This is a genomic window from Streptomyces sp. NPDC058525, from assembly GCF_042719495.1.
GTDB lineage: Bacteria > Actinomycetota > Actinomycetes > Streptomycetales > Streptomycetaceae > Streptomyces.
Window position 1 is genome coordinate 45,030 of the sequence record NZ_JBHXNP010000020.1, and the last position, 23,881, is coordinate 68,910.

Annotated in this window: 21 protein-coding genes; 16 read left to right on the forward strand and 5 right to left on the reverse strand. The window is 72.8% G+C overall.

From position 1 onward, the window contains the following. The first annotated feature begins 41 nt into the window (after nt 1-41). Nucleotides 42-1,175 (forward strand): tRNA 2-thiouridine(34) synthase MnmA, encoded by a 1,134-nt coding sequence (gene mnmA, locus ACFWP3_RS12850; protein ID WP_384219554.1) that lies wholly within the window; start codon nt 42-44, stop codon nt 1,173-1,175. 35 nt (nt 1,176-1,210) lie between these two features. Here the strand turns inward: mnmA and ACFWP3_RS12855 are convergent, their stop codons facing one another. After that, complete coding sequence (locus tag ACFWP3_RS12855; RefSeq protein ID WP_384219556.1) at nt 1,211-2,140, reverse strand: NADP-dependent oxidoreductase; 930 nt, start codon at nt 2,138-2,140, stop codon at nt 1,211-1,213. 123 nt (nt 2,141-2,263) lie between these two features. Here ACFWP3_RS12855 and ACFWP3_RS12860 point away from each other — a divergent pair, with 123 nt between their 5' ends. From ACFWP3_RS12860 to gatB, 10 genes are all read left to right on the forward strand, one after another. Continuing rightward, a complete protein-coding gene (locus ACFWP3_RS12860) occupies nt 2,264-3,229 on the forward strand; it encodes a GlxA family transcriptional regulator (protein ID WP_384219559.1) in 966 nt (321 codons plus the stop codon). Between the two features lie 88 nt (nt 3,230-3,317). Continuing rightward, complete coding sequence (locus ACFWP3_RS12865) at nt 3,318-3,662, forward strand: DUF1330 domain-containing protein (RefSeq protein ID WP_384219561.1); 345 nt, start codon at nt 3,318-3,320, stop codon at nt 3,660-3,662. Nucleotides 3,663-3,739: 77 nt separating this feature from the next. Continuing rightward, the gene (locus ACFWP3_RS12870) at nt 3,740-4,429 is read left to right on the forward strand and encodes an SDR family oxidoreductase (RefSeq protein WP_384219563.1); all 690 of its coding nucleotides are present in this window, start codon (nt 3,740-3,742) and stop codon (nt 4,427-4,429) included. Continuing rightward, nucleotides 4,426-5,409 carry a methionine synthase gene (locus ACFWP3_RS12875; RefSeq protein WP_384219566.1) on the forward strand — a complete coding sequence of 328 codons (984 nt, stop codon included), beginning with the start codon at nt 4,426-4,428 and terminating at the stop codon, nt 5,407-5,409. The genes ACFWP3_RS12870 and ACFWP3_RS12875 overlap by 4 nt, the downstream gene beginning before the upstream one ends. A gap of 30 nt (nt 5,410-5,439) precedes the next feature. Next, a complete protein-coding gene (gene ligA, locus ACFWP3_RS12880) occupies nt 5,440-7,641 on the forward strand; it encodes an NAD-dependent DNA ligase LigA (protein ID WP_384219568.1) in 2,202 nt (733 codons plus the stop codon). A 398-nt stretch (nt 7,642-8,039) separates the two neighbouring features. Further along, complete coding sequence (locus ACFWP3_RS12885) at nt 8,040-10,220, forward strand: putative bifunctional diguanylate cyclase/phosphodiesterase (RefSeq protein ID WP_384219570.1); 2,181 nt, start codon at nt 8,040-8,042, stop codon at nt 10,218-10,220. A gap of 647 nt (nt 10,221-10,867) precedes the next feature. Next, nucleotides 10,868-11,164, forward strand: coding sequence for an Asp-tRNA(Asn)/Glu-tRNA(Gln) amidotransferase subunit GatC (gene gatC / locus ACFWP3_RS12890; protein ID WP_030010586.1), 297 nt, complete (start codon nt 10,868-10,870; stop codon nt 11,162-11,164). A 5-nt stretch (nt 11,165-11,169) separates the two neighbouring features. After that, nucleotides 11,170-12,663, forward strand: a complete 1,494-nt coding sequence (gatA, locus tag ACFWP3_RS12895) for an Asp-tRNA(Asn)/Glu-tRNA(Gln) amidotransferase subunit GatA (protein ID WP_384219573.1) — start codon at nt 11,170-11,172, stop codon at nt 12,661-12,663. Between the two features lie 5 nt (nt 12,664-12,668). Next, the gene (locus ACFWP3_RS12900; RefSeq protein ID WP_250765831.1) at nt 12,669-12,902 is read left to right on the forward strand and encodes a hypothetical protein; all 234 of its coding nucleotides are present in this window, start codon (nt 12,669-12,671) and stop codon (nt 12,900-12,902) included. 37 nt (nt 12,903-12,939) lie between these two features. Beyond that, complete coding sequence (gene gatB / locus ACFWP3_RS12905; protein WP_384219646.1) at nt 12,940-14,430, forward strand: Asp-tRNA(Asn)/Glu-tRNA(Gln) amidotransferase subunit GatB; 1,491 nt, start codon at nt 12,940-12,942, stop codon at nt 14,428-14,430. Nucleotides 14,431-14,568: 138 nt separating this feature from the next. Here the strand turns inward: gatB and ACFWP3_RS12910 are convergent, their stop codons facing one another. Continuing rightward, entirely contained in the window at nt 14,569-15,168 is a 600-nt protein-coding gene (locus tag ACFWP3_RS12910; protein WP_384219575.1) for a GNAT family N-acetyltransferase, read from the reverse strand. Continuing rightward, nucleotides 15,165-17,327, reverse strand: coding sequence for a penicillin acylase family protein (locus ACFWP3_RS12915; protein WP_384219577.1), 2,163 nt, complete (start codon nt 17,325-17,327; stop codon nt 15,165-15,167). The genes ACFWP3_RS12910 and ACFWP3_RS12915 overlap by 4 nt, the downstream gene beginning before the upstream one ends. A 54-nt stretch (nt 17,328-17,381) precedes the next feature. Between ACFWP3_RS12915 and ACFWP3_RS12920 the strand changes: the two genes are divergently transcribed. Further along, nucleotides 17,382-18,116, forward strand: a complete 735-nt coding sequence (locus ACFWP3_RS12920; protein ID WP_384219579.1) for a siderophore-interacting protein — start codon at nt 17,382-17,384, stop codon at nt 18,114-18,116. 87 nt (nt 18,117-18,203) lie between these two features. Here the strand turns inward: ACFWP3_RS12920 and ACFWP3_RS12925 are convergent, their stop codons facing one another. Both ACFWP3_RS12925 and ACFWP3_RS12930 read right to left on the reverse strand, forming a co-directional pair. Then, on the reverse strand, nt 18,204-18,758 hold the full coding sequence (locus ACFWP3_RS12925; protein WP_384219581.1) for a DinB family protein: 555 nt from the start codon (nt 18,756-18,758) through the stop codon (nt 18,204-18,206). A gap of 60 nt (nt 18,759-18,818) precedes the next feature. Further along, nucleotides 18,819-19,613, reverse strand: a complete 795-nt coding sequence (locus tag ACFWP3_RS12930) for a GNAT family N-acetyltransferase (protein ID WP_384219649.1) — start codon at nt 19,611-19,613, stop codon at nt 18,819-18,821. A gap of 61 nt (nt 19,614-19,674) precedes the next feature. Between ACFWP3_RS12930 and ACFWP3_RS12935 the strand changes: the two genes are divergently transcribed. The 4 genes from ACFWP3_RS12935 to ACFWP3_RS12950 all read left to right on the forward strand — a co-directional run bounded on the left by ACFWP3_RS12935 (nt 19,675) and on the right by ACFWP3_RS12950 (nt 23,779). Continuing rightward, nucleotides 19,675-20,103: a signal peptidase I gene (locus ACFWP3_RS12935; RefSeq protein ID WP_384219583.1), complete on the forward strand. Its 429-nt coding sequence runs from the start codon at nt 19,675-19,677 to the stop codon at nt 20,101-20,103. 210 nt (nt 20,104-20,313) lie between these two features. Further along, entirely contained in the window at nt 20,314-22,554 is a 2,241-nt protein-coding gene (locus ACFWP3_RS12940) for an MMPL family transporter (RefSeq protein ID WP_384219585.1), read from the forward strand. A 21-nt stretch (nt 22,555-22,575) separates the two neighbouring features. Beyond that, on the forward strand, nt 22,576-23,130 hold the full coding sequence (locus ACFWP3_RS12945; RefSeq protein WP_384219588.1) for a GNAT family N-acetyltransferase: 555 nt from the start codon (nt 22,576-22,578) through the stop codon (nt 23,128-23,130). Between the two features lie 79 nt (nt 23,131-23,209). Further along, nucleotides 23,210-23,779: a hypothetical protein gene (locus ACFWP3_RS12950; protein ID WP_384219591.1), complete on the forward strand. Its 570-nt coding sequence runs from the start codon at nt 23,210-23,212 to the stop codon at nt 23,777-23,779. Nucleotides 23,780-23,881 lie beyond the last annotated feature (102 nt).

The following is a 23,881-nucleotide window of genomic DNA, read 5'->3' on the forward strand; positions in this document are numbered from 1 at the left end:
CGCTGTGACCCCGCGCGGTTCCCCGTACCCTGGTGGGTGCTATGACTGAGAACCTGCCGCGCACCGCCCGCCCCCTTCGCGTCCTGGCCGCCATGTCCGGCGGCGTGGACTCCGCCGTCGCCGCCGCCCGCGCGGTCGAAGCCGGGCACGACGTGACCGGCGTCCACCTCGCGCTCTCCGCGAACCCGCAGTCCTTCCGGACCGGGGCCCGCGGCTGCTGCACCATCGAGGACTCCCGCGACGCCCGCCGCGCCGCGGACGTCATCGGCATCCCCTTCTACGTCTGGGACCTCGCCGAGCGCTTCCGCGAGGACGTGGTCGAGGACTTCATCTCCGAGTACGAGGCCGGCCGCACCCCGAACCCCTGCCTGCGCTGCAACGAGAAGATCAAGTTCGCGGCGCTGCTCGACAAGGCCCTCGCCCTCGGCTTCGACGCCGTCTGCACCGGCCACTACGCGACCGTCGTCCTGAACGAGGACGGCTCCCGCGAGCTGCACCGCGCCTCCGACATGGCCAAGGACCAGTCGTACGTCCTCGGCGTCCTCGACGAGAAGCAGCTCGCCCACGCGCTCTTCCCGCTCGGCGACACCCTCACCACCAAGGAAGAGATCCGCGCCGAGGCCGAGTCGCGCGGCCTGGCCGTGGCCAAGAAGCCCGACAGCCACGACATCTGCTTCATCGCCGACGGCGACACCCAGGGCTTCCTCGCGAACCGCCTCGGCAAGGCCGAGGGCGACATCGTCGACGAGGCGACCGGCGAGAAGGTCGGCACCCACGAGGGCGCCTTCGGCTTCACCATCGGCCAGCGCAAGGGCCTGCGCATCGGCCACCCCGCCGCCGACGGCAAGCCGCGCTACGTCCTGGACATCTCCCCGGTGAACAACACCGTCACCGTCGGCCCCGTCGAGGCCCTCGACGTCACCGCGCTCACCGCGATCCGCCCGCGCTGGTGCGGCTCCACGGCCGCCGCCCCGGGCACGTACACCGCCCAGCTGCGCGCCCACGGCGGCGAGACCGAGGTCTTCGCCGAGCTCGTGGACGGCGAGCTGCGCGTCTCCTTCACCGAGCCGGTCCGCGGCGTGGCCCCCGGCCAGGCGATCGTGCTCTACGACGGCACCCGCGTGGTCGGCTCCGCCACCATCGCCACGACCCGGCGGGCCGCCGCCTCCGTATAACGGCAGCGGCAGCGACAGCGACAGCGGGCCTGGGCCTAGGCCTGGGCCACCGTCAGGACGATCTTGCCGGTGGTCCGGCCCAGCTCGCCGATCTCGTGGGCCTTCGCGGCCTGCTCCAGCGGCAGCACGGTGTCGACCAGCGGCTTCAGCAGGCCCCGCTCGACCAGGGCCGCGATCTCCTCCAGGCCCTTCAGGTCCGGCTCCACGAGGACCCAGGCGGCCCGCACGCCCCGGGTGTCGGCCGGGATGCCGTCGGGCCCGGGCAGGGTCACGAGGTGGCCGCCCGGCTTCAGCACGCTCAGCGAGCGCTGCCCGTAGTCCCCGCCGATGGCGTCGATCACGACGTCCACGTCGGCGACGGCGTCCTCGAAGTCCGTGGTGCGGTAGTCGATCACCTCGTCGGCGCCGAGCCCGCGCAGCACGTCGTGCTTGCCCGCGCTCGCGGTGCCGATCACGTACGCGCCGAGGGCCTTGGCGATCTGCACGGCCAGGTGTCCGACCCCGCCGGCCGCGGCGTGCACCAGCACCCGCTGCCCGGCCGAGACCCCGGCGGTGTCCACCAGCGCCTGCCAGGCGGTCAGCGCCGCCAGCGGCAGCGCGGCCGCCTGCACGTGGTCCAGGGAGGCGGGCTTGCGGGCGAAGTGCCGGGCCGGTGCGGTCACGTACTCGGCGTACGCGCCGGCCTGCTGCGGGAAGCGGGGCATCCCGTACACCTCGTCGCCGACATGGTGGACGGTCACGCCCGGTCCGACGGCCTCGACCGTGCCGGACACGTCCCAGCCGACCTGCGGGACCGGGCCCCAGGGGATGAGGGCGCCGCTGGCCCGGGTCTTCCAGTCGACCGGGTTCACCCCGGCCGCGTGGACCCGTACCAGGATCTCGCCCATGGCCGGCTCCGGCCGCTCCAGCTCGGTCTCGGTCAGTACCTCGGGTCCGCCCCACTGGCTGACGACGATGGCGCGCATGTTGTTTCTCCTCGGGTTCCGCAGCCGTTCCCAGGTGTCTCCGGTGCTGCTCTGGAACCAGCCTCGGCGCGGGAAGCGGGTCATGGTATTGGCCAGACGGCCACCATGTGACAGGATCTGGCCATGCACCGCATCGCCGTACTCGCCCTCGAAGGAGCCCCGCCGTTCGAGCTCGGGATCCCCTCCCGCGTCTTCGGGAACGCCCAGGACGAGGCCGGGAACCCGCTCTACGAGCTGACCGTCTGCACCGCCGACGGACAGCCCGTGGCCAGCGACGCGGGCTTCACCGTCGTCGTCTCGGCGGGCCCCGAGGCGCTCGCCGCGGCCGACACCGTGATCGTCACGCCCACGCACTCCATGGACGACCTCGCGCACGGCGCACCCCTCCCGCAGGCGCTGGCCGACGCCCTCGCCGCGATCCGGCCCGGCACGCGGCTGGTCTCCCTGTGCACCGGCTCCGCCGTCCTCGCCGCGGCCGGGCTGCTCGACGGCCGGCCCGCCACCACGCACTGGAAGCACGCACCCGAGTTCCAGCGGGGCTTCCCGCACGTCCGGCTCGACGAGGAGGTCCTCTTCGTCGACGACGGCGACATCCTCACCTCGGCGGGCGTGGCCGCCGGCGTCGACCTCTGCCTCTACCTGATCCGCCAGGACCACGGCTCCGCCGTCGCCAACCGGGCCGCGCGCCTGTGCGTCGTCCCGCCCTGGCGCGACGGCGGCCAGGCCCAGTACATCGACCGCCCGGTCCCCGAACCCACCGTCGCCACGACCACCGCCACCCGCGCCTGGGCCCTGGAACGCCTCGCCGAGCCCATCACCCTGGCCGAACTCGCCGCCCACGCCCGGATGAGCCTGCGCACCTTCACCCGGCGGTTCCGCGACGAGGTCGGCATGACCCCCGTCCAATGGCTCACCACCCAACGCCTTGAGATCGCACGCCACTTGCTGGAATCCAGCGACCTGCCGGTCGACCTGGTCGCCCACCGGGCCGGCTTCGGATCCGCCAACTCCCTGCGCCAGCACATGCGGACCGCGCTCGGCGTCTCCCCGATCGCCTACCGGCGCACCTTCCAGCCCGCTCCGGCATGACCCCGCGGGTAATCGCGGCCCATGCCGCGCCCTGCCAGGATCGGATCAACGGCCCGCACCCGCAGGCCGATTGACAGGGGAGCAGACCGTGACCGCCTACGCCATCGCCCACATCCGCCCCGAGGCCGTCAACGAGGACATCCTCGAGTACATCGAGCGGATCCAGTCGACCATGGAGCCCTTCGAGGGCCGCTTCCTCGTGCACGGCACGGAGGTCGAGGTGCTGGAAGGGCCCTTCCCTGGCACGGTCGTCATGATCGGCTTCCCGGACCTGGCCCGCGCCCGCGCCTGGTACGCCTCACCCGCCTACCAGGCGCTCATCCCGCTGCGCACCCGCCACATCCCGGGCGAGGTCATCCTGGTCGAGGGCGTCCCGGCGGACTACGACGCCGGGAAGACCGCCGCCGCCCTGCGCGCGGCCGCGGGCCTCTGACGGCGGGCCACCGGGCCGTGCCGGCCGGGCCACCGGGCCGTGCCGGCCGATCGGGCCGGGGGTGCGAGCATGGCGGTATGGCTACTCACCTGATCACCGGTGCCGGGTCCGGCATCGGCGCCGCCGTCGCCGCCCGCCTGCACGCCCGCGGCGACGACCTCGTCCTCCTCGCCCGGGACGCCGCCCGCGGCAAGCAGCTCGTCGAGCGGTACCCGGGGGCGGGCGTGCTCGTCGGCGACCTCGCCGACCCCGACCGGCTCTCGTGGGCCTTCTCCAAGCAGGCCCTCCCCGAGCGCATCGACTCCCTGCTGCACGTCGCCGGGATCGTGGACCTCGGACCCGTCGGCGAACTGCGCCCCAAGACCTGGCACCAGCAGCTCAACGTGAACCTGGTCGCCCCCGCCGAGGTCACCCGGCTGCTGCTGCCCACCCTGCGCGCCTCGAAGGCCACCGTCGTCTTCGTGAACTCCGGCGCCGGCCTGAACGCCCACGCCGACTGGAGCGCCTACGCCGCCTCCAAGCACGGGCTGAAGGCCCTCGCCGACTCGCTGCGCGAGGAGGAGAAGGCGAACGGGATCCGCGTGACCTCCGTCTACCCGGGGCGCACCGCCAGCCCCATGCAGGCCAAGGTGCGCTCCCAGGAGGGCAAGGAGTACGACCCGGCCGACTGGATCGACCCCGAGTCCGTGGCCACCACCGTCGTCATGGCCGTCGACCTGCCGCGCGACGCCGAGGTCAACGACCTGACCGTGCGGCCGGGCCGATGAGCGCGAGCGCCACCGGCGTCGGTTCGCTGCCCGGCGGGGACGCCCGCGAGGCGGCCAAGACCGTGACGGGCTCCTTCGAGGAGTTCCCGTACCTCGCCGAACTGCCCGCCCGGGGCCCCGGCGCGGACATGATCGGCCGTTCCCTCGGGCTGCTGGTCGACATGTACGCGCACGTCGAGCCCAGCGGCTGGCGGGTGAGCGACCGCCCGGGACGCGACACCAAGCGCGCGCGGTCCTGGCTCGGCGAGGACCTCGACGCCCTGGAGGAGTTCACCCAGGGGTACACCGGCCGGCTCAAGGTCCAGGCCGTCGGGCCGTGGACGCTGGCCGCGGCCCTGGAACTGCACGGCGGCGAGGCCATGCTCCAGGACGCCGGCGCCTGCCGGGACCTGGCCGGATCGCTCGCCGAGGGCCTGCGCGGGCACCTGGCCGACGTACGCAGGCGGATCCCCGGCGCGGACGTCGTGCTCCAGTTCGACGAGCCGTCGCTGACCGCCGTACTGCTCGGGCGGGTGCGCTCCGCGAGCGGGTACCGGACGTACCGCGCCGTCGACCGGCAGGTCGTCGAGGGGACCCTGCGCGAGCTGTTCGCCGTCCACGACGGAGACGTGATCGTGCACTCCTGCGCCCCCGAAGTGCCCTTCGGACTGCTGCGGCGGGCCGGCGCCGCGGGCGTGTCGTTCGATTTCTCGTTGCTCACCGAGCGCGAGGACGACGCCATCGGCGAGGCCGTCGAAGACGGGACGAAACTCTTCGCCGGAGTGGTGCCCGGCACCGACGGCCCGTTGTCGGACCCTGCCGGTAGCGTCATGGGTGTCAGGAAGCTCTGGCGCAGGCTGGGGCTGGCCCCGGGGACTCTCGCGGAGTCCGTCGTGGTCACCCCGTCGTGCGGTCTGGCGGGCGCTTCGCCCGCCTACGCCCGCGCGGTGCAGGCGCATTGCGTCAGGGCGGCGAGGTCGCTCGCCGACAACCCTGAGTGACGGTCGAGACGGGCCACGGGAGGACACGGCATGGCAGCCGAACAGCAGGACACGGCAGTACCGGCGGCGGTGCGTGAGCAGCACGCGCTGCTGGCCGAACAGATCGAGGAGCACCGCTTCCGGTACTACGTGAACGACCAGCCGGTCGTGAGCGACGCCGAGTTCGACTCGCTGCTGCGCTCGCTGGAGGCACTGGAGGAGCAGTACCCGGAACTGCGCACGCCCGACTCGCCCACCCAGAAGGTGGCCGGGGCGTACGAGACGGACTTCGCCTCCGTCGAGCACCGGGAGCGCATGCTCTCCCTCGACAACGCCTTCGACGAGGAGGAACTGTCCGCCTGGGCCGACCGGGTGGCCCGGGACGTGAACACCCGGGACTACCACTACCTCTGCGAGCTGAAGGTGGACGGCCTCGCCGTCAACCTCACCTACGAGGACGGCCGGCTGACCCGCGCCGCCACCCGCGGCGACGGCCGCAGCGGTGAGGACATCACGCCCAACGTCCGCACCATCCGCGAGATCCCGGACCGGCTGAAGGGCGACCGGATCCCGGCCCTCGTCGAGATCCGCGGCGAGGTCTACTTCCCGATGGAGAAGTTCGAGGAGCTCAACGCCCGGCTCGTGGAGGCGGAGGGCAAGCCCTTCTCCAACCCGCGCAACGCGGCCTCCGGTTCGCTGCGCCAGAAGGACCCGAAGGTCACCGCGAGCCGTCCGCTCCACATGGTCGTGCACGGCATCGGCGCCCGCGAGGGCTTCGAGATCGAGCGGCAGTCGCAGGCCTACGACCTGCTGCGGGAGTGGGGCCTGCCCACCGCCCGGCACAACAAGGTGGTCTCCTCACTGGCCGAGGTGCGCGCGTTCATCACGGAGTTCGGCGAGAACCGGCACTCCGTGGAGCACGAGATCGACGGCGTCGTCGTCAAGCTCGACGAGATCGCGCTCCAGGGACGGCTCGGCTCCACGGCCCGCGCCCCGCGCTGGGCGATCGCCTGGAAGTACGCCCCCGAAGAGGTCAACACCAAGCTGATCGACATCAAGGTCGGCGTCGGCCGCACCGGGCGCGTCACTCCGTACGCGCAGGTGGAGCCCATCCACGTGGCGGGCTCCGAGGTCGAGTTCGCGACGCTGCACAACCAGGAGGTCGTCAAGGCCAAGGGCGTGCTCATCGGGGACACCGTCGTACTGCGCAAGGCGGGCGACGTCATCCCCGAGATCCTCGGGCCGGTGGTGGACCTGCGGGACGGCAGCGAGCGGGAGTTCGTGATGCCCGCCGACTGCCCCGCGTGCGGGACGGAGCTGCGGCCGATGAAGGAGGGGGACATCGACGTCCGGTGCCCCAACGCGCAGACCTGCCCCGCGCAGCTGCGCGAGCGCCTCTTCTACCTGGCCGGCCGGCAGTCCCTGGACATCGAGAACTTCGGCATGGTCGCGGCCGCCGCCCTCACCGGCCCGCTGGAGCCGGCCCGGCCGCCCCTGCTCGACGAGGGCGACCTCTTCGGCCTGACCATCGAGGACCTGCTGCCCATCAAGGCGTACGTCCTGGATCCGGACAGCGGACTGCCCAAGCGGGACCCGAAGACCGGCGAGGAGAAGATCGTCACGGTCTTCGCCAACCAGAAGGGCGAGCCGAAGAAGAACGCCCTGGCGATGCTGGAGAACATCGCGGCCGCCAAGGAGCGCCCGCTCGCCCGCGTCATCAACGGCCTGTCGATCCGTCACGTCGGACCGGTCGCCGCGGAGGCCCTCGCCCGCGAATTCCGGTCGATCGAGCGCATCGAGCAGGCCACCGAGGAGGAGCTGACGGCCACCGACGGGGTCGGCGCGATCATCGCGGCCTCCCTCAAGGAGTGGTTCGCCGTCGACTGGCACCAGGAGATCCTGCGCAAGTGGCGGGAGGCCGGGGTCCGGATGGAGGAGGAAGGTTCCGCCGAGGAGGAGGGGCCGCGCCCGCTGGAGGGGCTGACCGTCGTGGTCACCGGCACCCTGCAGAGCCACACCCGCGACGGCGCGAAGGAGGCCCTGCAGAGCCGCGGGGCCAAGGTCACCGGCTCGGTGTCGAAGAAGACCTCCTTCGTCGTGGTCGGCGACAACCCGGGCTCCAAGTACGACAAGGCCGTGCAGCTGAAGCTCGCCATCCTCGACGACGCCGGGTTCGAGGTCCTGCTGGAGCAGGGACCGGACGCGGCCCGCGAGGCCGCGCTTCCGGTGGACGGCGACGGCGGAGCGGAGTAGCGGCCGGAAGGCAATCGCCCGGACACATCCGCGGGTGAGTGGCGAAGGTGAACGGATGCGCGGCGTGCGGCCGTACGGGCGGGCGCACGCCAGGCGCGACGGACGGTGGTAAACGGCTGGTACAAGGCTGGTCGTAGGGCGGTGAGCTGTCGGATCATCGGACGGGTGACCGGGGGGTCCTGGTCCAAACTCACCCGTTCGGCGGATACCGTACTGATGAGGATGGCTGGGTCGCATTCGGGCAACCACCGCCGACCGCTGCCCCTGGGACCCTCCCGCGTCCTACTGTTGAGGGGTGCGCCTGTCGTGCACGGCTGCCGGACGCGATGTCAGCCGTGATGGCATGACATCGGGGCCATCGCGTGACATCGGCATCGCCGGCTGTGAGAGGGACGGGCATGAAACCCACCGAAAGCGCCGACCCGTCACCTGAATTCGGCGGGGACATCCCGTCCATGCGGGCGGGCCGGCTCGGTGTCCTCGGATCCAGGACACCGGAGACCCGGCCGCTCGGCACCGGCACGGAGGAGACCGGACGGCGCGGACTGCTGTCCTTCGCCGTCGTGGGCCTGGCCGTCGTGGCACTCGGAGCGGGGGTCGTCTCGGCGCTGAGCGGCCGTCACGCGCTGTTCCCCGGCGGCGCGGTGGGCTGGGCGCTCGCCCTGCTCACCGGCGTCATCGTCGGCCACCTCGTCGCACTGGGCCGCGACCGCTGGTGGGGCGGCACCGGTTCGGGCGCGGCGCTCACCCTCGGCGTGCTCCTCCTCTACGGATGGGTGCCCGCGGGACTCGTCTCGCTCGCCGTGGTCTCCCTGGTCGGCGCCGCACGCCGGCACCGCTGGCGGCAGGGCCTGCTGCACGGCTCCGCGGACATCCTCGGCATCGGCGCGGGAGCCCTCGTGCTCGCCGCCTTCGGCGAGGCGCCGTCCGTGGAGAACCCGTGGCGGCCCACCACCTGGGAGATCGACGCGGTACCCGAGATCGTCCTCGTGGCGGTCGCCTACCTGCTCGCCACCCGGGTCCTGCTGTGGATCGCGCTCGCCCCGCGCGGCGGCGGCCTGCCCACCGTCGCCCGTACGGCCCTGCTCCGGCAGGCCTTAGTGGCGGTCGCCCTGCTCGGGATCGCCCCGCTGATCTGCGTCGTCGCCGTCACACAGCCGGTCCTGCTGCCGCTGTTCGCCGTACCGCTGATCGCGCTGGACTCCACCCTGTGGATCGCCCGCGCCCGCGCCGAGGAACAGCTCCGGGACCCGCTGACCGGACTGCCGAACCGGCAGTGGCTGCTGGAGCGGGCCTGGTCCGCCCTGGACGAGGCTGAACGTTTGGGCACCCGGGCAGCTCTTGTGCTGATCGACCTGGACCGCTTCCGTGCGGTCAACGACACCCTCGGCCACCTGGCGGGCGACCGGCTGCTCCTGCAGATCGCCGACCGGCTGCGCCAGGCGCTGCCCGAGGACGCCGAGGCCGCCCGGCTCGGCGGAGACGAGTTCGCCGTCCTGCTGCCCGTCGCCGACTCCACCACCAGCGCCCAGCGGATCGCCCGCCACCTGGTCGCCGAGCTCAGCTCCCCGCTGGACCTGGACGGCCTCACGCTCGTCCTGGAGGCCAGCGCAGGCCTCGCCGTCTTCCCCGACCACGCCCTCGACGCCGAAGGGCTGCTGCGCCGCGCCGACGTCGCGATGTACCAGGCGAAGCGCGACCGCACGGGCGTGGAGGTGTACGAGTCCAAGCGCGACAGCAACACCCCCGACCGGCTCGGCCTCCTTGGCGATCTGCGCCGGGCCCTGGACGCGGGCGAAGTGGAACTCCACTACCAGCCGAAGGTCCGCTTCGACGGGCAGGTGGCCGGGCTCGAAGCCCTGGTGCGGTGGGTGCATCCGGAACGCGGCCGGGTGTCCCCGGACGAGTTCATCGCGATCGCCGAGACCTCCGGGCTGATGCCGCACCTGACCGAGTACGTCCTGGAGACGGCCCTCGCGCAGGTCGCGCGGTGGCGGGCCCAGGGCCTGAAGGTGCCCGTCGCCGTCAACGTCTCGCCGCGCGACGTCCACACCCCCGGCTTCGCGGGCGCGGTGGCCGCGCGGCTGGCCCGGCACGGGGTCCCGGCGAGCGGCCTCCAGCTGGAGATAACGGAACACGTGCTGCTCGAGGATCCGCAGCGGGCGGCGGACACCATGGCCGGGCTCACCGGCCACGGCGTGAAGATGTCCTTGGACGACTTCGGCACGGGCTACTCCTCCCTGGTCCACCTGCGCCGGCTGCCGGTCAGCGAGCTCAAGATCGACCGGTCCTTCGTGGGGCGGCTCGCGGTCGACGCGCAGGACGCGGAGATCGTCCGCTGCACGGTCGACCTCGCCCATTCGCTGGGGCTGCTCGTGGTCGCCGAGGGCGTGGAGGACGACGAGACGTGGGAGCGGCTGCGGGACCTGGGCTGCGACGCGGTACAGGGGTGGCTGGTCGCCGCCGCGATGCCGCCGCAGGAGGCCACCGCGTGGCTCCTCGCCCGGGGCGAACGCGGCTGGCGCCGCCCGGCCGACATCTCGGCGGAACTGGCCGCAGCCGAGGCCGACGCCCTCTGACCCCCGCCGGGGTGTCCGGCCCGCCGCCGCGGCTCCGCCAGCCCCCCGCCGAGGCTGGCCGCGGCCAGCCGCCGCTGCTGGGGCTCGGCCCGGCCCCCCGCCTCAAGCGCCGGCGGGGCTGGTTGAGCCGACCGGGCCGGCTAGCCGCCGCTGCTGGGGCTCCGCCCCAGACCCCACGCCTCAAACGCCGGCGGGGCTGTATATGCCTCGGCTGCGTCCGTAGGTGCGGCCTCCCTCCGGGGGCCATCCAGCCGCAGAAGGCCGACGACATCGGGCAAATCCAGCCCCGCCGGCGTTTGAGGCGCGGGGTGCGGGGCGGAGCCCCGGTCTTTGAGCCGCGCCCGACATCGGGGACGGGTGCGGGGCGGAGCCCCGGCTTGGGCCGCGCCCGAGATCGGGGGACGGGTGCGGGGCGGAGCCCCGGCTTGGGCCGCGCCGGAGATCGGGGGACGGGTGCGGGGCGGAGCCCCGGCTTGGGCCGCGCCCGAGATCGGGGGCGGGTTCGGGCGGAGCCTGGGAGGTCGCGCCCGGCGGCTTCGGGCCGGCCCCTTCGCGGCGCAAGGGCAAACCGTTTCGCAGCCCGGCCGCCCCGCCCCATAGGATTGGCTCCGAAACCACACATCCACCCACCCCCAGAGGATCGCTGCATGCCTGGCATTACGCGCGAGGAGGTCGTCCACCTCGCTCGGCTGGCGCGCCTTGAGCTGTCCAGCAACGAGCTGGATCACTTCGCCGGACAGCTCGGCGACATCATCGGCGCGGTCGCCCGCGTCTCCGAGGTCGCCGACCAAGACGTCCCGCCGACCTCCCACCCGCTGCCCCTGACGAACGTCATGCGCGCGGACGAGGTCCGTCCCTCGCTCACCCCCGAGCAGGCGCTCTCCGGCGCTCCCGCCCAGGAGCAGCAGCGATTCAAGGTGCCGCAGATCCTGGGGGAGGACTAACAGCCATGGTCGACATCATCAAGCTCACGGCGGCCCAGACCGCCGAGAAGATCGCCTCCGGCGAGCTCACGGCCGTCGAGGTCACCGAGGCCCACCTGGCCCGCATCGACGCGACCGACGAGAAGGTCCACGCCTTCCTGCACGTCGACCGCGAGGGCGCCCTCGCCCAGGCCCGCGCCGTCGACGCCAAGCGCGCGGCCGGCGAGAAGCTCGGCCCGCTGGCCGGCGTACCGCTCGCCCTCAAGGACATCTTCACCACCGTCGGGGTCCCGACCACCGTCGGTTCGAAGATCCTCGAAGGCTGGATCCCGCCCTACGACGCCACCCTGACGCGCAAGCTGAAGGAAGCCGACGTCGTGATCCTCGGCAAGACCAACATGGACGAGTTCGCCATGGGGTCGTCGACGGAGAACAGCGCCTACGGCCCGACCGGCAACCCGTGGGACCTCACCCGGATCCCCGGCGGCTCCGGTGGCGGCTCCGCGGCTGCGCTCGCCGCGTACCAGGCGCCCCTCGCCATCGGCACGGACACCGGCGGCTCCATCCGCCAGCCCGCCGCCGTCACCGGCACCGTCGGTGTGAAGCCGACGTACGGCGGCGTCTCCCGCTACGGCATGGTGGCCTTCTCCTCCTCCCTCGACCAGGGCGGCCCCTGCGCCCGTACGGTCCTGGACGCCGCGCTGCTCCACGAGGTCATCGCCGGCCACGACCCGCTCGACTCCACCTCCATCGACGCCCCGGTCCCGCCGGTCGTCGAGGCGGCCCGCAACGGCTCCGTCGCCGGCATGCGCGTCGGTGTGGTCAAGCAGTTCGCCGGCGAGGGCTACCAGGCCGGTGTCGTCCAGCGGTTCAACGAGTCGGTGGAGCTCCTCAAGGAGCTCGGCGCCGAGATCGTCGAGCTGGACTGCCCCTCCTTCGACCTCGCGATGGCCGCGTACTACCTGATCGCGCCGTCCGAGTGCTCCTCGAACCTGGCCCGCTTCGACGCCATGCGCTACGGCCTGCGCGTCGGCGACGACGGCACCAAGTCCGCCGAGGACGTCACCGCCCTGACCCGCGAGGCCGGCTTCGGCGACGAGGTCAAGCGCCGCGTCATCCTCGGCACGTACGCGCTCAGCTCCGGCTACTACGACGCGTACTACGGCTCCGCCCAGAAGGTCCGCACGCTCATCACCAAGGACTTCGAGAAGTCCTTCGAGCAGGTCGACGTGATCGTCTCCCCGACGACCCCGACCACCGCCTTCCCGATCGGTGAGCGCACCGACGACCCGCTGGCGATGTACCTCGCGGACCTGTGCACCATCCCGACCAACCTCGCAGGCAACTCCGCCATGTCGCTCCCCTGCGGCCTGGCACCGGAGGACGGCCTCCCGGTCGGGCTGCAGATCATCGCCCCGGCGATGAAGGACGACCGGCTCTACAAGGTCGGTGCCGCCGTCGAGGCCGCCTTCGTCGCACGCTGGGGTCACCCGCTGCTCGAGGAGGCTCCGTCCCTGTGAGTGCCATGGCAAAGAAGGCCAAGAACTTCAAGAAGTCGAAGACCGGCGTCTACGTCTCGCTCGCCTCCACCGCGTTCGGTGCCGTGAGCGTCGCCAAGCAGGCCAAGCTTGCCCGCAGCGACGGCGACATGCTGCGGCTTGTCGACGCCGCCGTGTCCGCCGCCGCCATCGTCACCGGCCTCGCGATCCTGTACCGCGAGCTGAAGCGCCTGGGCGACGACGACGTCCTGCTGGGCTGAGAGGGAAAGTTTCACCGTGACCACCTTCACCGAACTGATGTCGTACGAAGACGCCCTCGCGTCGTACGACCCCGTCATGGGCCTCGAGGTCCATGTCGAGCTCGGCACCAAGACCAAGATGTTCTGCGGCTGCTCCACCGAGCTGGGCGCCGAGCCCAACTCGCAGACCTGCCCGACCTGTCTCGGTCTGCCCGGCTCCCTGCCGGTCGTCAACGCGATCGGCGTCGAGTCCGCCATCAAGATCGGTCTCGCGCTGAACTGCGAGATCGCCGAGTGGTGCCGCTTCGCCCGGAAGAACTACTTCTATCCGGACATGCCGAAGAACTTCCAGACCTCCCAGTACGACGAGCCGATCGCCTTCAACGGCTACCTCGACGTCCAGCTGGAGGACGGCGAGATCTTCCGCGTGGAGATCGAGCGCGCCCACATGGAGGAGGACACCGGCAAGTCGCTGCACGTCGGCGGCGCCACCGGCCGCATCCACGGCGCGTCCCACTCCCTGCTGGACTACAACCGCGCCGGCATCCCGCTCATCGAGATCGTCACCAAGCCGATCGAGGGCGCGGGCGTACGGGCCCCCGAGGTCGCCAAGGCGTACGTCGCCGAGCTGCGCGAGGTCATCAAGGCGCTCGGCGTCTCCGAGGCCCGCATGGACAAGGGTCAGATGCGCTGCGACGTGAACCTGTCGCTGCGCCCGACCCCCGAGTCCGAGTTCGGCACCCGCAGCGAGACGAAGAACGTCAACTCGCTGCGCTCCGTCGAGCGCGCCGCCCGCTTTGAGATCCAGCGTCACGCGGCCGTGCTGAGCGGCGGCGGCTCGATCGTGCAGGAGACCCGGCACTTCCACGAGGAGGACGGCTCCACCACGGCCGGCCGCATCAAGGACAACGCCGAGGACTACCGGTACTTCCCGGAGCCCGACCTGGTCCCCGTGGCCCCGGCCCGCGCCTGGGTCGAGGAGCTGCGCGGGGGTCTGCCGGAGATGCCGCGCGTGCGCCGCAACCGGCTCCGCGAGGAGTGGGGCGTCAGCGAGCACGACATGCAGTCGATCCTCAACGCGGGCGCGGTGGACTCCATCGTCGCCACGATCGAGGAGGGCGCCGACTCGACCGCCGCGCGCAAGTGGTGGATGGGCGAGCTGGCCCGCAACGCCAACGAGCAGGGCGTCGTCGTCGACGAGCTGCCGATCACCCCGGCGCAGGTCGCCCGGGTCGCGGCGCTGGTCGCCGCGGGCGAGCTGAACGACAAGCTGGCCCGCCAGGTCCTCGAAGGCGTCCTCGCCGGCGAGGGCACCCCGGACGAGGTCGTCGAGAAGCGCGGCCTGAAGGTCGTCTCGGACGAGGGCGCGCTCGGCGCGGCCGTGGACGAGGCCATCGCGGGCAACGCGGCCATCGCCGACAAGATCCGCGGCGGCAAGATCGCGGCCGTCGGAGCGCTGGTCGGCGCGGTCATGAAGACCACCCGCGGCCAGGCCGACGCGGCGCGCGTCAAGGAGCTCATCCTGGAGCGCCTGGGCGTGTCCGAGTAGCGGCAGGGCAGGTACCACGGCGGCGGCCCCGCACCGGAAGTCCGGTGCGGGGCCGTCTGCCGTTTCCGCGGCGGGCGTGCCGGCCGGCGGGCGTGCTGGCCGGCAGGTCCGCCGGCCGCGGGCATGGCCGGCCGGGGGTCAGGCCGACGCCGCGGCGGCGCGCGGGTCGTAGACGGTCAGGCGGGCCTTCTTCGCCGGCAGGTAGACCTCGGGCAGGTCGATCTCCGGGAGTTCGATCTCGGGGCCGGTGGCGAAGCCGTTGCGCACCAGGACCGCGATGGCCTTCTCGTTGCGGGCGTCCGGCTCGGCGATCACCCGGCGGGCCTTGCCGACGGAGAACTGGAAGCCGAGGAAGACCGTCAGCAGGGAGGAGGTGAACCCGTGCTCGGCGGCGCCCTTGCTGGGGCCGATCAGCAGGTGCAGGCCGACGTCCCCGGGCTGGACCTCGTAGCACTCGCTGACCCGGTCCTCGGCGCAGTCGTACGTCTGGAACAGCGCGACCTGCTCGCCGTCACGGCTGACGATGAACGCGTGGTGCGTCGTGCGGCGGTCGACGTCCTCGTAGATCTCCTGGACCAGTTCGCGGCTGGCCTCGCCCATGCCCCAGAAGCGGGCCCGCTCCTGCGTGACCCAGCCGTGGATGAGGGCGGAGTCGGCGGCCGGGTCGACGGGGGTGATGGCGACCGTGCCGAAGCCCTCGACGAGGTGGCTGTACACGGGCTGTCTGGTCGAGATCATGCGTTTTCCTTGGTGAGACGGGTCCAGTCGGTGACGACGGGGACGAGTTCGCAGCGTGCCCACAGGGGGAGCTGGTCGCGGTGGTGGGGTGCGCCGGGGACACCGTCCGCGCCGAGCGGGACCGCCCAGAGGCTGTCCTCGCGCCGGGCGAGGTCCCAGACGTAACGGGCCGCCGACGCACGGGCGGTGAGGTCGGTGAAACCGGGGACGGAGGAGGTGGCGTTCACGCAGTCGTGGTCGCCGCCGAGGCCGGGCCACTCGGCCTCCGGGTCCGGCAGGGCCGACCAGGGGGCGAGGCGGTGGACCTGGGACCAGGGCGCGTCGGGGGCGCCGGCCGAGGCCGTCTCCTCCAGGGCGGCCCGGACGTGCGCGGCGCGGTCGAGGCCGGGCAGGAGGGAGGTGGTGAGCAGGCCTTCGAGGGCGTAGCCGATCCGGGGGACCAGGTACAGCCAGGGGTGGAACACCGCCGGGCCGGCGGGGGCGCCGGCCAGGTCCGCGAAGACGGGATCGGCGGCGAGGCTCCGTACGGTCGCGGTCCGGAAGGCCGCGAAGACGGTGGCGTCGGTGCTGTCGGCCGCCATGTGCCGGTCCCAGGCCAGCAGCCGCTCGCGCAGCGCGGCCGCGGCGGGGGACAGCCCGTCGAGCGCCGGCAGCAGGGCGAGCAGGGGTTCGGCGGAGGCCAGGCGGGTGTCCGCGTGTACGTCGGCCATCGCCTTCGGCGACCAGTCGGCGGAGCCGCTGAGCAGCTCGCGGATGCGGTTGGCGCGGTGCGGGGGCGCGAACTCCACGCCCAGCGGGGAGGCGATGCCGCGGGCGTTCGCCATGACGGCGAAGCCCTGCACGGGCTCGGCGGGGGTCTCGGCCCAGCCCTGCCAGTCGTGGCCGCGGTCCCATGCGGGCACGGGGCGCAGCCGGTTGGCGCTGTCGCGCAGCGGCACGGCGCCCGCGACGCGGTGCAGCAGGCCCCCCTCGGAGTCGGCGGCGTGGACGACGTTGACGGGCTCGGCCCAGCCGTCGAAGGCGCGGTCGATGTCGGCGACGGTACGGGCGCGCAGCAGGGCGGGCAGGGCGCCGAAGCCGAGGTCCTCGCGGACGCGGGGCGGGTAGCGCAGCGAGAGCGTGCGGCCGTCCTCGTTGACGATCACCGGGCCACGGGCGGTCTCCAGGACCTCGACCTCGACCTCGGTGGCGGTCTCGGGCGCGCCCTCGCCGCCCGCCACGGTGATGGTCTCGGTGTGCCGGGCGACGGCCTCCCAGACCCCGTCCGGTCCGAGCGCCTCGATGCCGGGGCCCTCGCCGCGCAGCTGCTCGGTGTACAGGTCCTGGTAGTCGGCCATGGCGTTGGTGATGGCCCAGGCGGCGGAGCCGGTGTGGCCGAAGTGGGCGAGGCCGGGGACGCCGGGCACGGCCAGGCCGAGGACGTCGTACTCCGGGCAGGAGAGACGTATCTGCTGGTAGACGCCCGGGTCCTCGATGAACCGGTGCGGGTCGCCCGCGATGATCGCGGCGCCGGTGGTGGTGCGGTCGCCCGGCACCATCCAGCCGTTGCTGCCGGCGGTGCCGGGGCCGTCGGTGGCGAAGAGGGTGACCGCGTCCTCGCCCAGGGCGCGGGCCACGCGGTCGCGCCACAGCTTGGTGGCGAAGCCGGCGAACAGGATGTGGGTGGCGGTCCAGATCGCCAGCGGAACCCAGGGCTCCCAGGGCGTGGCCGTCAGGCCGGTGCGCGCGAAGCGCTCGTCGCGGGAGGCGCCCGCGCCGAGCCCGTCGTTGACGCCGTCGACGTACGCGCGGACCCAGGCGGCGGTCTCGGGGTCGTCGGCGTCCAGGGCCTCGTAGCAGCGGCGGGCGGTGTCGTCGATGCGGCTCTGGCGGGCGAAGCGGTCCCAGGCAACGCACTCCGCGCCGAGGAAGGAGGCGCTGGAGCCCTGGGCGCGGTGGCGCTCGACCTCGAGCTGCCAGGCCCGGTCGAGGGCGGTGACGCGGCCTTGGGCGTAGGCCAGGGCGAGGGCGTCGGATGCGCGCAGGTGGGGGATGCCCCAAGGATCGCGGAAGACCTCGTGGGTCCCGTACGCCTCGCGGGCCTCGTGGGCGCTGCCGGATGCCCGGTCGCCGCTGCTCGCGCTGCTCTCACTGATCACGCTGCTCACACTCTTCCCCATGGTGCATTAGGTTAGGCTGGCCTAACTATAAGGGTGTCGGGGGAGGGGCTGGACATGGCGGTAGTCAAGGGCTGGGAGGGCGTGGTCCTCAAGCTGTTCAGGGGCAAGGACTTCACCTTCACGGTGACGGGCGCGGAAGACGTCACGGAGCACTACCGCCGGGTGTACTTCACGGACGGCGGGCTGCTGGCCGCCGCCGGGGAGTCGCTGCACCCGACGATGTGGGTGCGCGTGTGGCTCGAGGGCGCGGGCAAGCCGCACCAGCGCGCCTACACGCTGGTGGACCCGGATCCGGAAGCGGGCACCTTCTGCTTCGAGTTCGCCCTGCACGACGGCGTCGCCAGCGACTGGGCGCGCACGGCCAAGGCCGGGGACACCGTCGAGGCCACCGTGCAGGGGACGGGGTTCACCGCTCCGGACCCGGCGCCGGAGCGGCTGCTGGTCATCGGCGACACGGCGTCCCTCCCGGCCATCAACTCGCTGCTGGACGCCTACCCGCAGACCCCCGCGACGGTCTGGTTCGAGACGCAGCACGACTCCGACTCCGGGCTGCCGCTGCGCGAGCACGTGGACCGGCACGACGTCCGCCGGGTGCCGCGGTCCGGGACGGCGCTGGCCGACCGGGTCCGGGCGGAGCTGCCGGAGCTGGTCGGCTCCGACCCGGCGTCGGCGTACGTCTGGCTGGCCTGCGACACGGCGACGACCCGCGCGCTGGTCGCGTACCTGCGCAAGGAACTCGCCCTGCCGAAGCAGCGGGTGAACGCACTGGGCTACTGGCGCGCGGCCTGAGCCCGGCCGCCGTATCCGTGTCCCCGTCCGTATCCGTGTCCGGTCCGGGAGCCCAGCGAGAGCGGGCGGCGCGCGGGCAGCGCCGGCTCAGTCGCCGGTGACCCCGTCGATGGCCTCGCGGAGCAGGTCGGCGTGGCCGTTGTGCCGGGCGTACTCGTGGATGAGGTGGAGCGTCAGCATGCGCAGCGAGGCCTCCTTCTCCCAGCGCGGCACGTGGACCGTCACGTCGAGCGACGCGGCGGCCGCCTCGATGCGGCGGGAGTGGGCCACCTCCGCCTCCCAGGCGCCGAACGCCTCGGCGCGGCCCGAACCGGAGACCTCGTAGGCGGCCTGGAAGTCGTGGCTGTCCGACCACAGGTGCGGGATGTCCTCGCCGTTCAGGACCCGGCGGTACCAGTGCCGCTCGACCTCCGCCATGTGCCGGACCAGGCCCAGCAGCGACAGGGTGGACGGGGGCGTCGAGGTACGGCGCAACTGCTCGTCGGACAGGCCCTCGCACTTCCAGGCGAGGGTGGCCCGGTGGTAGTCGAGGTAGGCCCGGAGGGTCTCGCGCTCGTCGCCGGTGAGGGGCGGATCGATCCGGTAGGCGGGTTCGGCGGGTTCGGCGGGTTCGGCGGGTTCGGTGCGTTCGGTGCGTTCCATGCGGACGATCCTGCCCGCCGCCCCGGAGCCGGAACAGGCGTTTCCGGCCACACCGCCCGCCTATCCCCTGGACCAGATGTAGGGGGTGGTCACCCCCAGCACCTCGAAGCCGAGGCGCTCCAGGATCGGGCGGCTGTCCGCCGACGCGTCCACCTGGAGGTAGGGAATGCCGAGCTCCGCCGCCACGCGGGCCCGGTGGGCCACCAGCAGCCGGTAGATGCCCCGGCCGCGCCACCGCGGGTCCGTGCCGCCGCCCCAGAGGCCGGCGAACGGCGTACCCGGCCGCATCTCCATCCGGGCCGCGCTGACCGGGGTGTCGCCCGCCATCGCCACGACGGCGGCGATGGAGTCCGGCTGCTCCCGCAGCAGGCTCAGCAGCTGCTCCCGGATCCGGGGCCGCTCGGTGCCGAAGGCCCGCGCGTGGACGTCCATCATCAGGTCCACCCCCGCCTCGTCGGTCACCACGCGCAGCGTGATGCCCTCGGGCGGATCCACCGGCAGCTTCGCGAGCTCGGCCGTCCTGCCCACCATCAGCGTCTCGGGCGGCTCCGGTACGAACCCCGCCACCCGCAGCCGCGCCCCCAGGTCGGCCGGCCGGTCGTGGTCGTACAGCTTCCACTCGAACTCCGCCGTCCCCAGCCCCGCGAAGTGCGCGACCTGCGCGGCGATCTCCGCGTCCGCCGTCCGCGCGTCGAGGTCCGACCAGAGCACGCCGTTCCAGCCGAGGCCGGGCACCGTCTGGCGGACGACCGCGCCGGCCCGCTCCACGCGCGCCTGCGCCGCGTCCGGTTCGGCATCGCGGCGCATCCGGACGTCGTACGCGGCGCGCACCTTCAGGAGTTCTTCGTGATCCATGGTCATCGCACCAGCTGACCAGTGTCCGGGCAGCCCGCACAACTGCATTAGCCTCAGCCCCGTGAACGACGACTCCACCATCTACACCGGCAAGGCCACCCCCGACGCCGCCGCCGACCGCGGCTGGCTCCTCGGCCACTTCAAGGACCCCTCCGACCCCCGTCACAGCGAGGACGTGGAGATCAAGTGGGGCGTCCACCCGAAGGGCGACGAGCGGGAGCGCTGGGCCACCGCGGAGAAGCGCACCGCGCTGCTGGTGCTGATCAGCGGCCGCTTCCGGCTGGAGTTCCCGGGGCGGACCGTCGTCCTCGCCGAGCAGGGCGACTACGTGCTCTGGGGGCGCGGCGTCGACCACTCCTGGTACGCGGAGGAGGACGCCGTGGTCCTCACCGTCCGCTGGCCCTCGATCCCGGGCTACCGCGTCGACGAGCCCGAGGACCGGGACCAGCCGCACGACCGGCACGAGCCCTCCGGCCGCCCCTCACGGTGACCAAGGTCCCGCACCTCCCCCCCGCCCTGTGACGATGCACACGAAAGGGGCCAACGATCACGAAACGCTGAGATCGTTGAGGTGTAGACCATCTTGGCCGGAGCCCCGGGGCGATCCTCCGGACCTTCGGCCGGGCCTTCAACGAGTTCACGCGTTCTTTGCGACGGGCTGTCTCCCGGTAAAGATCCGACCCCTCAGGGAGCACGTCCGTTGGCAGCGATCGCACGGTGGTGCATGCGGCACCGACTCCTCGCCGTTCTGATCTGGTTGCTCGCCCTCGGGGGGACCGCGGCTGCCGCCGTGACCGCCGGATCGGCGTTCTCCAATGACTACGAGGTCCCCGGCACCGAGTCCGGCAAGGCGCACGACCTGCTCCGCGAGGGCTTCCAAGGCCAAGGCGGGGACACCGACACCATCGTGTGGCGGACCCCCGACGGGCAGAGCGTCAAAACCCCCGGCGTCGAGCAGCGCATGACCCGCGCGCTCGACGCCGTCGCCGTGCTCCCCGGCGTCGGATCGGTCGCCGGCCCCTACGGCCCGGGCCCCGAGAGCGTCGCCCGGATCAGCGCCGACGGCCGCACCGCCTACGCGGTGGTCACCTTCGACCGGCCGGCCGACGCCGTACCCAAAACCCAGGCCAAGGCCGTCGTCGAGGTGGCGAAGAACCCCGTCACCGAGGCCGGCGGACTCCAGGTCGAACTCGGCGGCCGTGCCATCGCCCTGACCGAGGCCCCCTCCGCCCACCTCGCGGAGGTCATCGGCGTGGCCGTCGCGGCCCTCGTCCTCTTCCTGGCCTTCGGTTCGCTCGCCGCGAGCCTGCTGCCCATCGCGACCGCCCTGGTCAGTGTGGGCACCGCCTATTTCGGCATCACCCTGCTCGGCCACGCGATGCCCGTCGCCGACTTCGCCCCGATGCTCGGCACCCTCGTCGGCCTCGGCGTCGGGATCGACTACGCGCTGTTCATCGTCACCCGGCACCGCAAGGGCCTGGCCCGCGGACTCCCGGTCGAGGAGGCCGCCGAGAACGCCGTCGCCACCACCGGCCGCGCCGTCGTCTTTGCCGGAGCCACCGTCTGCATCGCGCTGCTCGGCATGCTCGTGCTGCGGCTGAGCTTCCTGAACGGCGTCGCGATCGCCGCCTCCGTGACGGTGGTCCTCACGGTCGCCGCCTCGGTCACCCTGCTGCCCGCCCTCCTCTCGTACATCGGCATGCGTGCCCTCTCGCGCCGCGAGCGCCGCAGGCTCGCCGCCGAGGGCCCGCGGCCCGAGCACGCCACCGGCTTCGCCGTCCGCTGGTCCGCCTTCGTGGAACGCCACCCCAAGCTGCTGGGCGTCGTCGCCACCACGGTCATGCTGGTGCTGGCCCTGCCCACGCTCTCCCTCCACCTCGGCACCTCCGACCAGGGCAACAACCCGGCCACCTCCACCACCCGGCAGGCCTACGACCTGCTGGCGGACGGGTTCGGGCCCGGCACGAACGGCCCGCTCACCGTCGTCGCCCGCCTCGACGGCGCGGGCGACCGGCTCGCCGTGGACCGGCTGGCCGAAGCGCTCCGTACGACCGAGGGCGTGGCGGCCACCGGCCCGGCGGTCCTCAACCGGAGCGGGGACACCGCCGTCCTCACCGTCGTACCCGACTCCGCCCCCCAGTCCCGGGCCACGAGCGACCTCGTTGACCGGCTCCGCGAGGACGTCATCCCGCGCTCCGTGCACGACAACTCCATGGAGGTCCACGTCGGCGGCGTGACGGCCGGCTACGACGACTTCGCCGAGGTCATCGTCGGCAAGCTCCCGCTCTTCGTCTCCGTGGTCGTCGCCCTGGGCTGCGTGCTCCTGCTGCTGGCCTTCCGGTCCATCGGCATCCCGGTCAAGGCGGCGGCCATGAACATCGCCGCCGTCGCCTCCTCCTTCGGCGTGGTCGTGGCGATCTTCCAGTGGGGCTGGGGCAGCGAACTGCTGGGCCTGGGCAGCGCCGGGCCCATCGAACCCTTCCTGCCCGTGATCATGGTGTCCGTCCTGTTCGGACTGTCGATGGACTACCAGGTCTTCCTCGTCAGCCGGATGTACGAGGAGTGGCTGGAGACCGGGGACAACCGGCGGGCCGTGCGCGTGGGCCTCGCCGAGACCAGCCGGGTCATCAACTCGGCCGCCGTCATCATGATCGCGGTGTTCCTGGCCTTCGTCCTCAGCGGCGACCGGATCATCGCGATGTTCGGCATCGCGCTCGCCGCGGCCGTCGCCCTCGACGCCTTCGTGCTGCGCACCCTGCTCGTCCCGGCCCTGATGCACATGCTCGGCGGCGCCAACTGGTGGCTGCCCGCATGGCTCGACCGGAGGCTGCCCCGGATCAGCATCGAGCCCCCCGACCGTGGCCCGCATGCGAAACTTCCGGCACAGCGGCCGAGCGAAGACGGCGCGGAGCCCGCTGAATCCGTATCCGTGTCCCGCTGACCAGTCGTAAGGACTCCACGCATGTTCGCGATAGACCTCGCCGAAGACGCCCAGCTGAAGCCGCTGGAGGTGTGGCACGCCGAGGAGTTCCTCGCCCACATGGACCGGGGCCGCGAGTTCATCGGACAGTTCGTCGGCTTCCCCGACCGCGCCACCGACCTGGCCTCCGCGCGCGAGCTGCTCCGCACGAACGCCGAGAAGGCCGCGAACGATGGCACCCGCTTCTTCGGCATCTGGGTCGAGGGCACGCTCGTCGGCGGCGTGCTCTACCCGGCCTTCGACGCGGCCGCCGGCAACTGCGAGGTCGGCTGCTGGCTGGAGCCGGCCGCCGCCGGACGAGGGCTGGTCACCGCCGCCTGCCGGGTGCTCATCGACTGGGCCTTCAACGGGCGCGGCATGCACCGCGTGGAATGGCACGTCGCCACCGGAAACAAGAAGAGCATCGCGGTCGCCGAGCGCCTCGGCCTGACCCGCGAGGGCGTCATGCGCGAGAACCACCTGCACCGGGGCGTGCGCCAGAGCACCGAGGTCTGGAGCGTCCTCGCCGACGAGTGGACCGCGGCCCGTCCAGCCTGAGCCCCGACCGGGCCCCGCCGCGGCGGGGCCCGCCGCATTTCTCATGAGACTCTCAGACAGGCCGCCTACGGTGCCCCGCATGGACACCACGAAGACCCCCGCCCCGAACGCCCCCGAGGCGGACACCACCACGGTCGACCTCGAGAAGGCCGAGACCCCCCAGCCCGCCGAGGCCGAGGCCGACGCCGCGCTCGCCGACGGGGACCTGGACGACGACTCGTTCGACGAGGACCAGGCCGAGGACGCGGAGCCGAGCCACGTCGGATCCGCCGCCTCCGCGATCGTCGCCGCGGGTCTGTCCGTCGTCGCCCTCAGCGGCAGCTGGGTCGCCGGCATCGTGTCCGAGCGCACGAGCATCACCGGCCGCCTCGAGCTGTCCCAGGCCGCCGACGCCAACGCGCAGATCGCCGCCCAGTTCGCCGGCCCGTGGCACACCACCGCCCTGGTGAACGGCATCTTCTCCACCCTGGCCCTGATCATCGCCGTCTTCGTGCTGGCCCTGCCCGCCTTCAGCAGCCCCGAGCGCATCCTCCCCACCTGGGTGCGGTCCGTCTCCTGGGCGGGCATCGCCCTGGGCGCCCTGGGCATCCTGCTCTTCGTCCTCATGTACTTCGACCTCCTCCTCGCCATCCCGAAGGCAGCCGGCTAGGCACTGCCTTAGGTCTCCTGAGCCCGTCCGGGGAACACACGGCCCCGGACTAAGGCCCCCTGCCCCCGGCAGATGCGGCATGCGACCGATGTGCCGGCACCC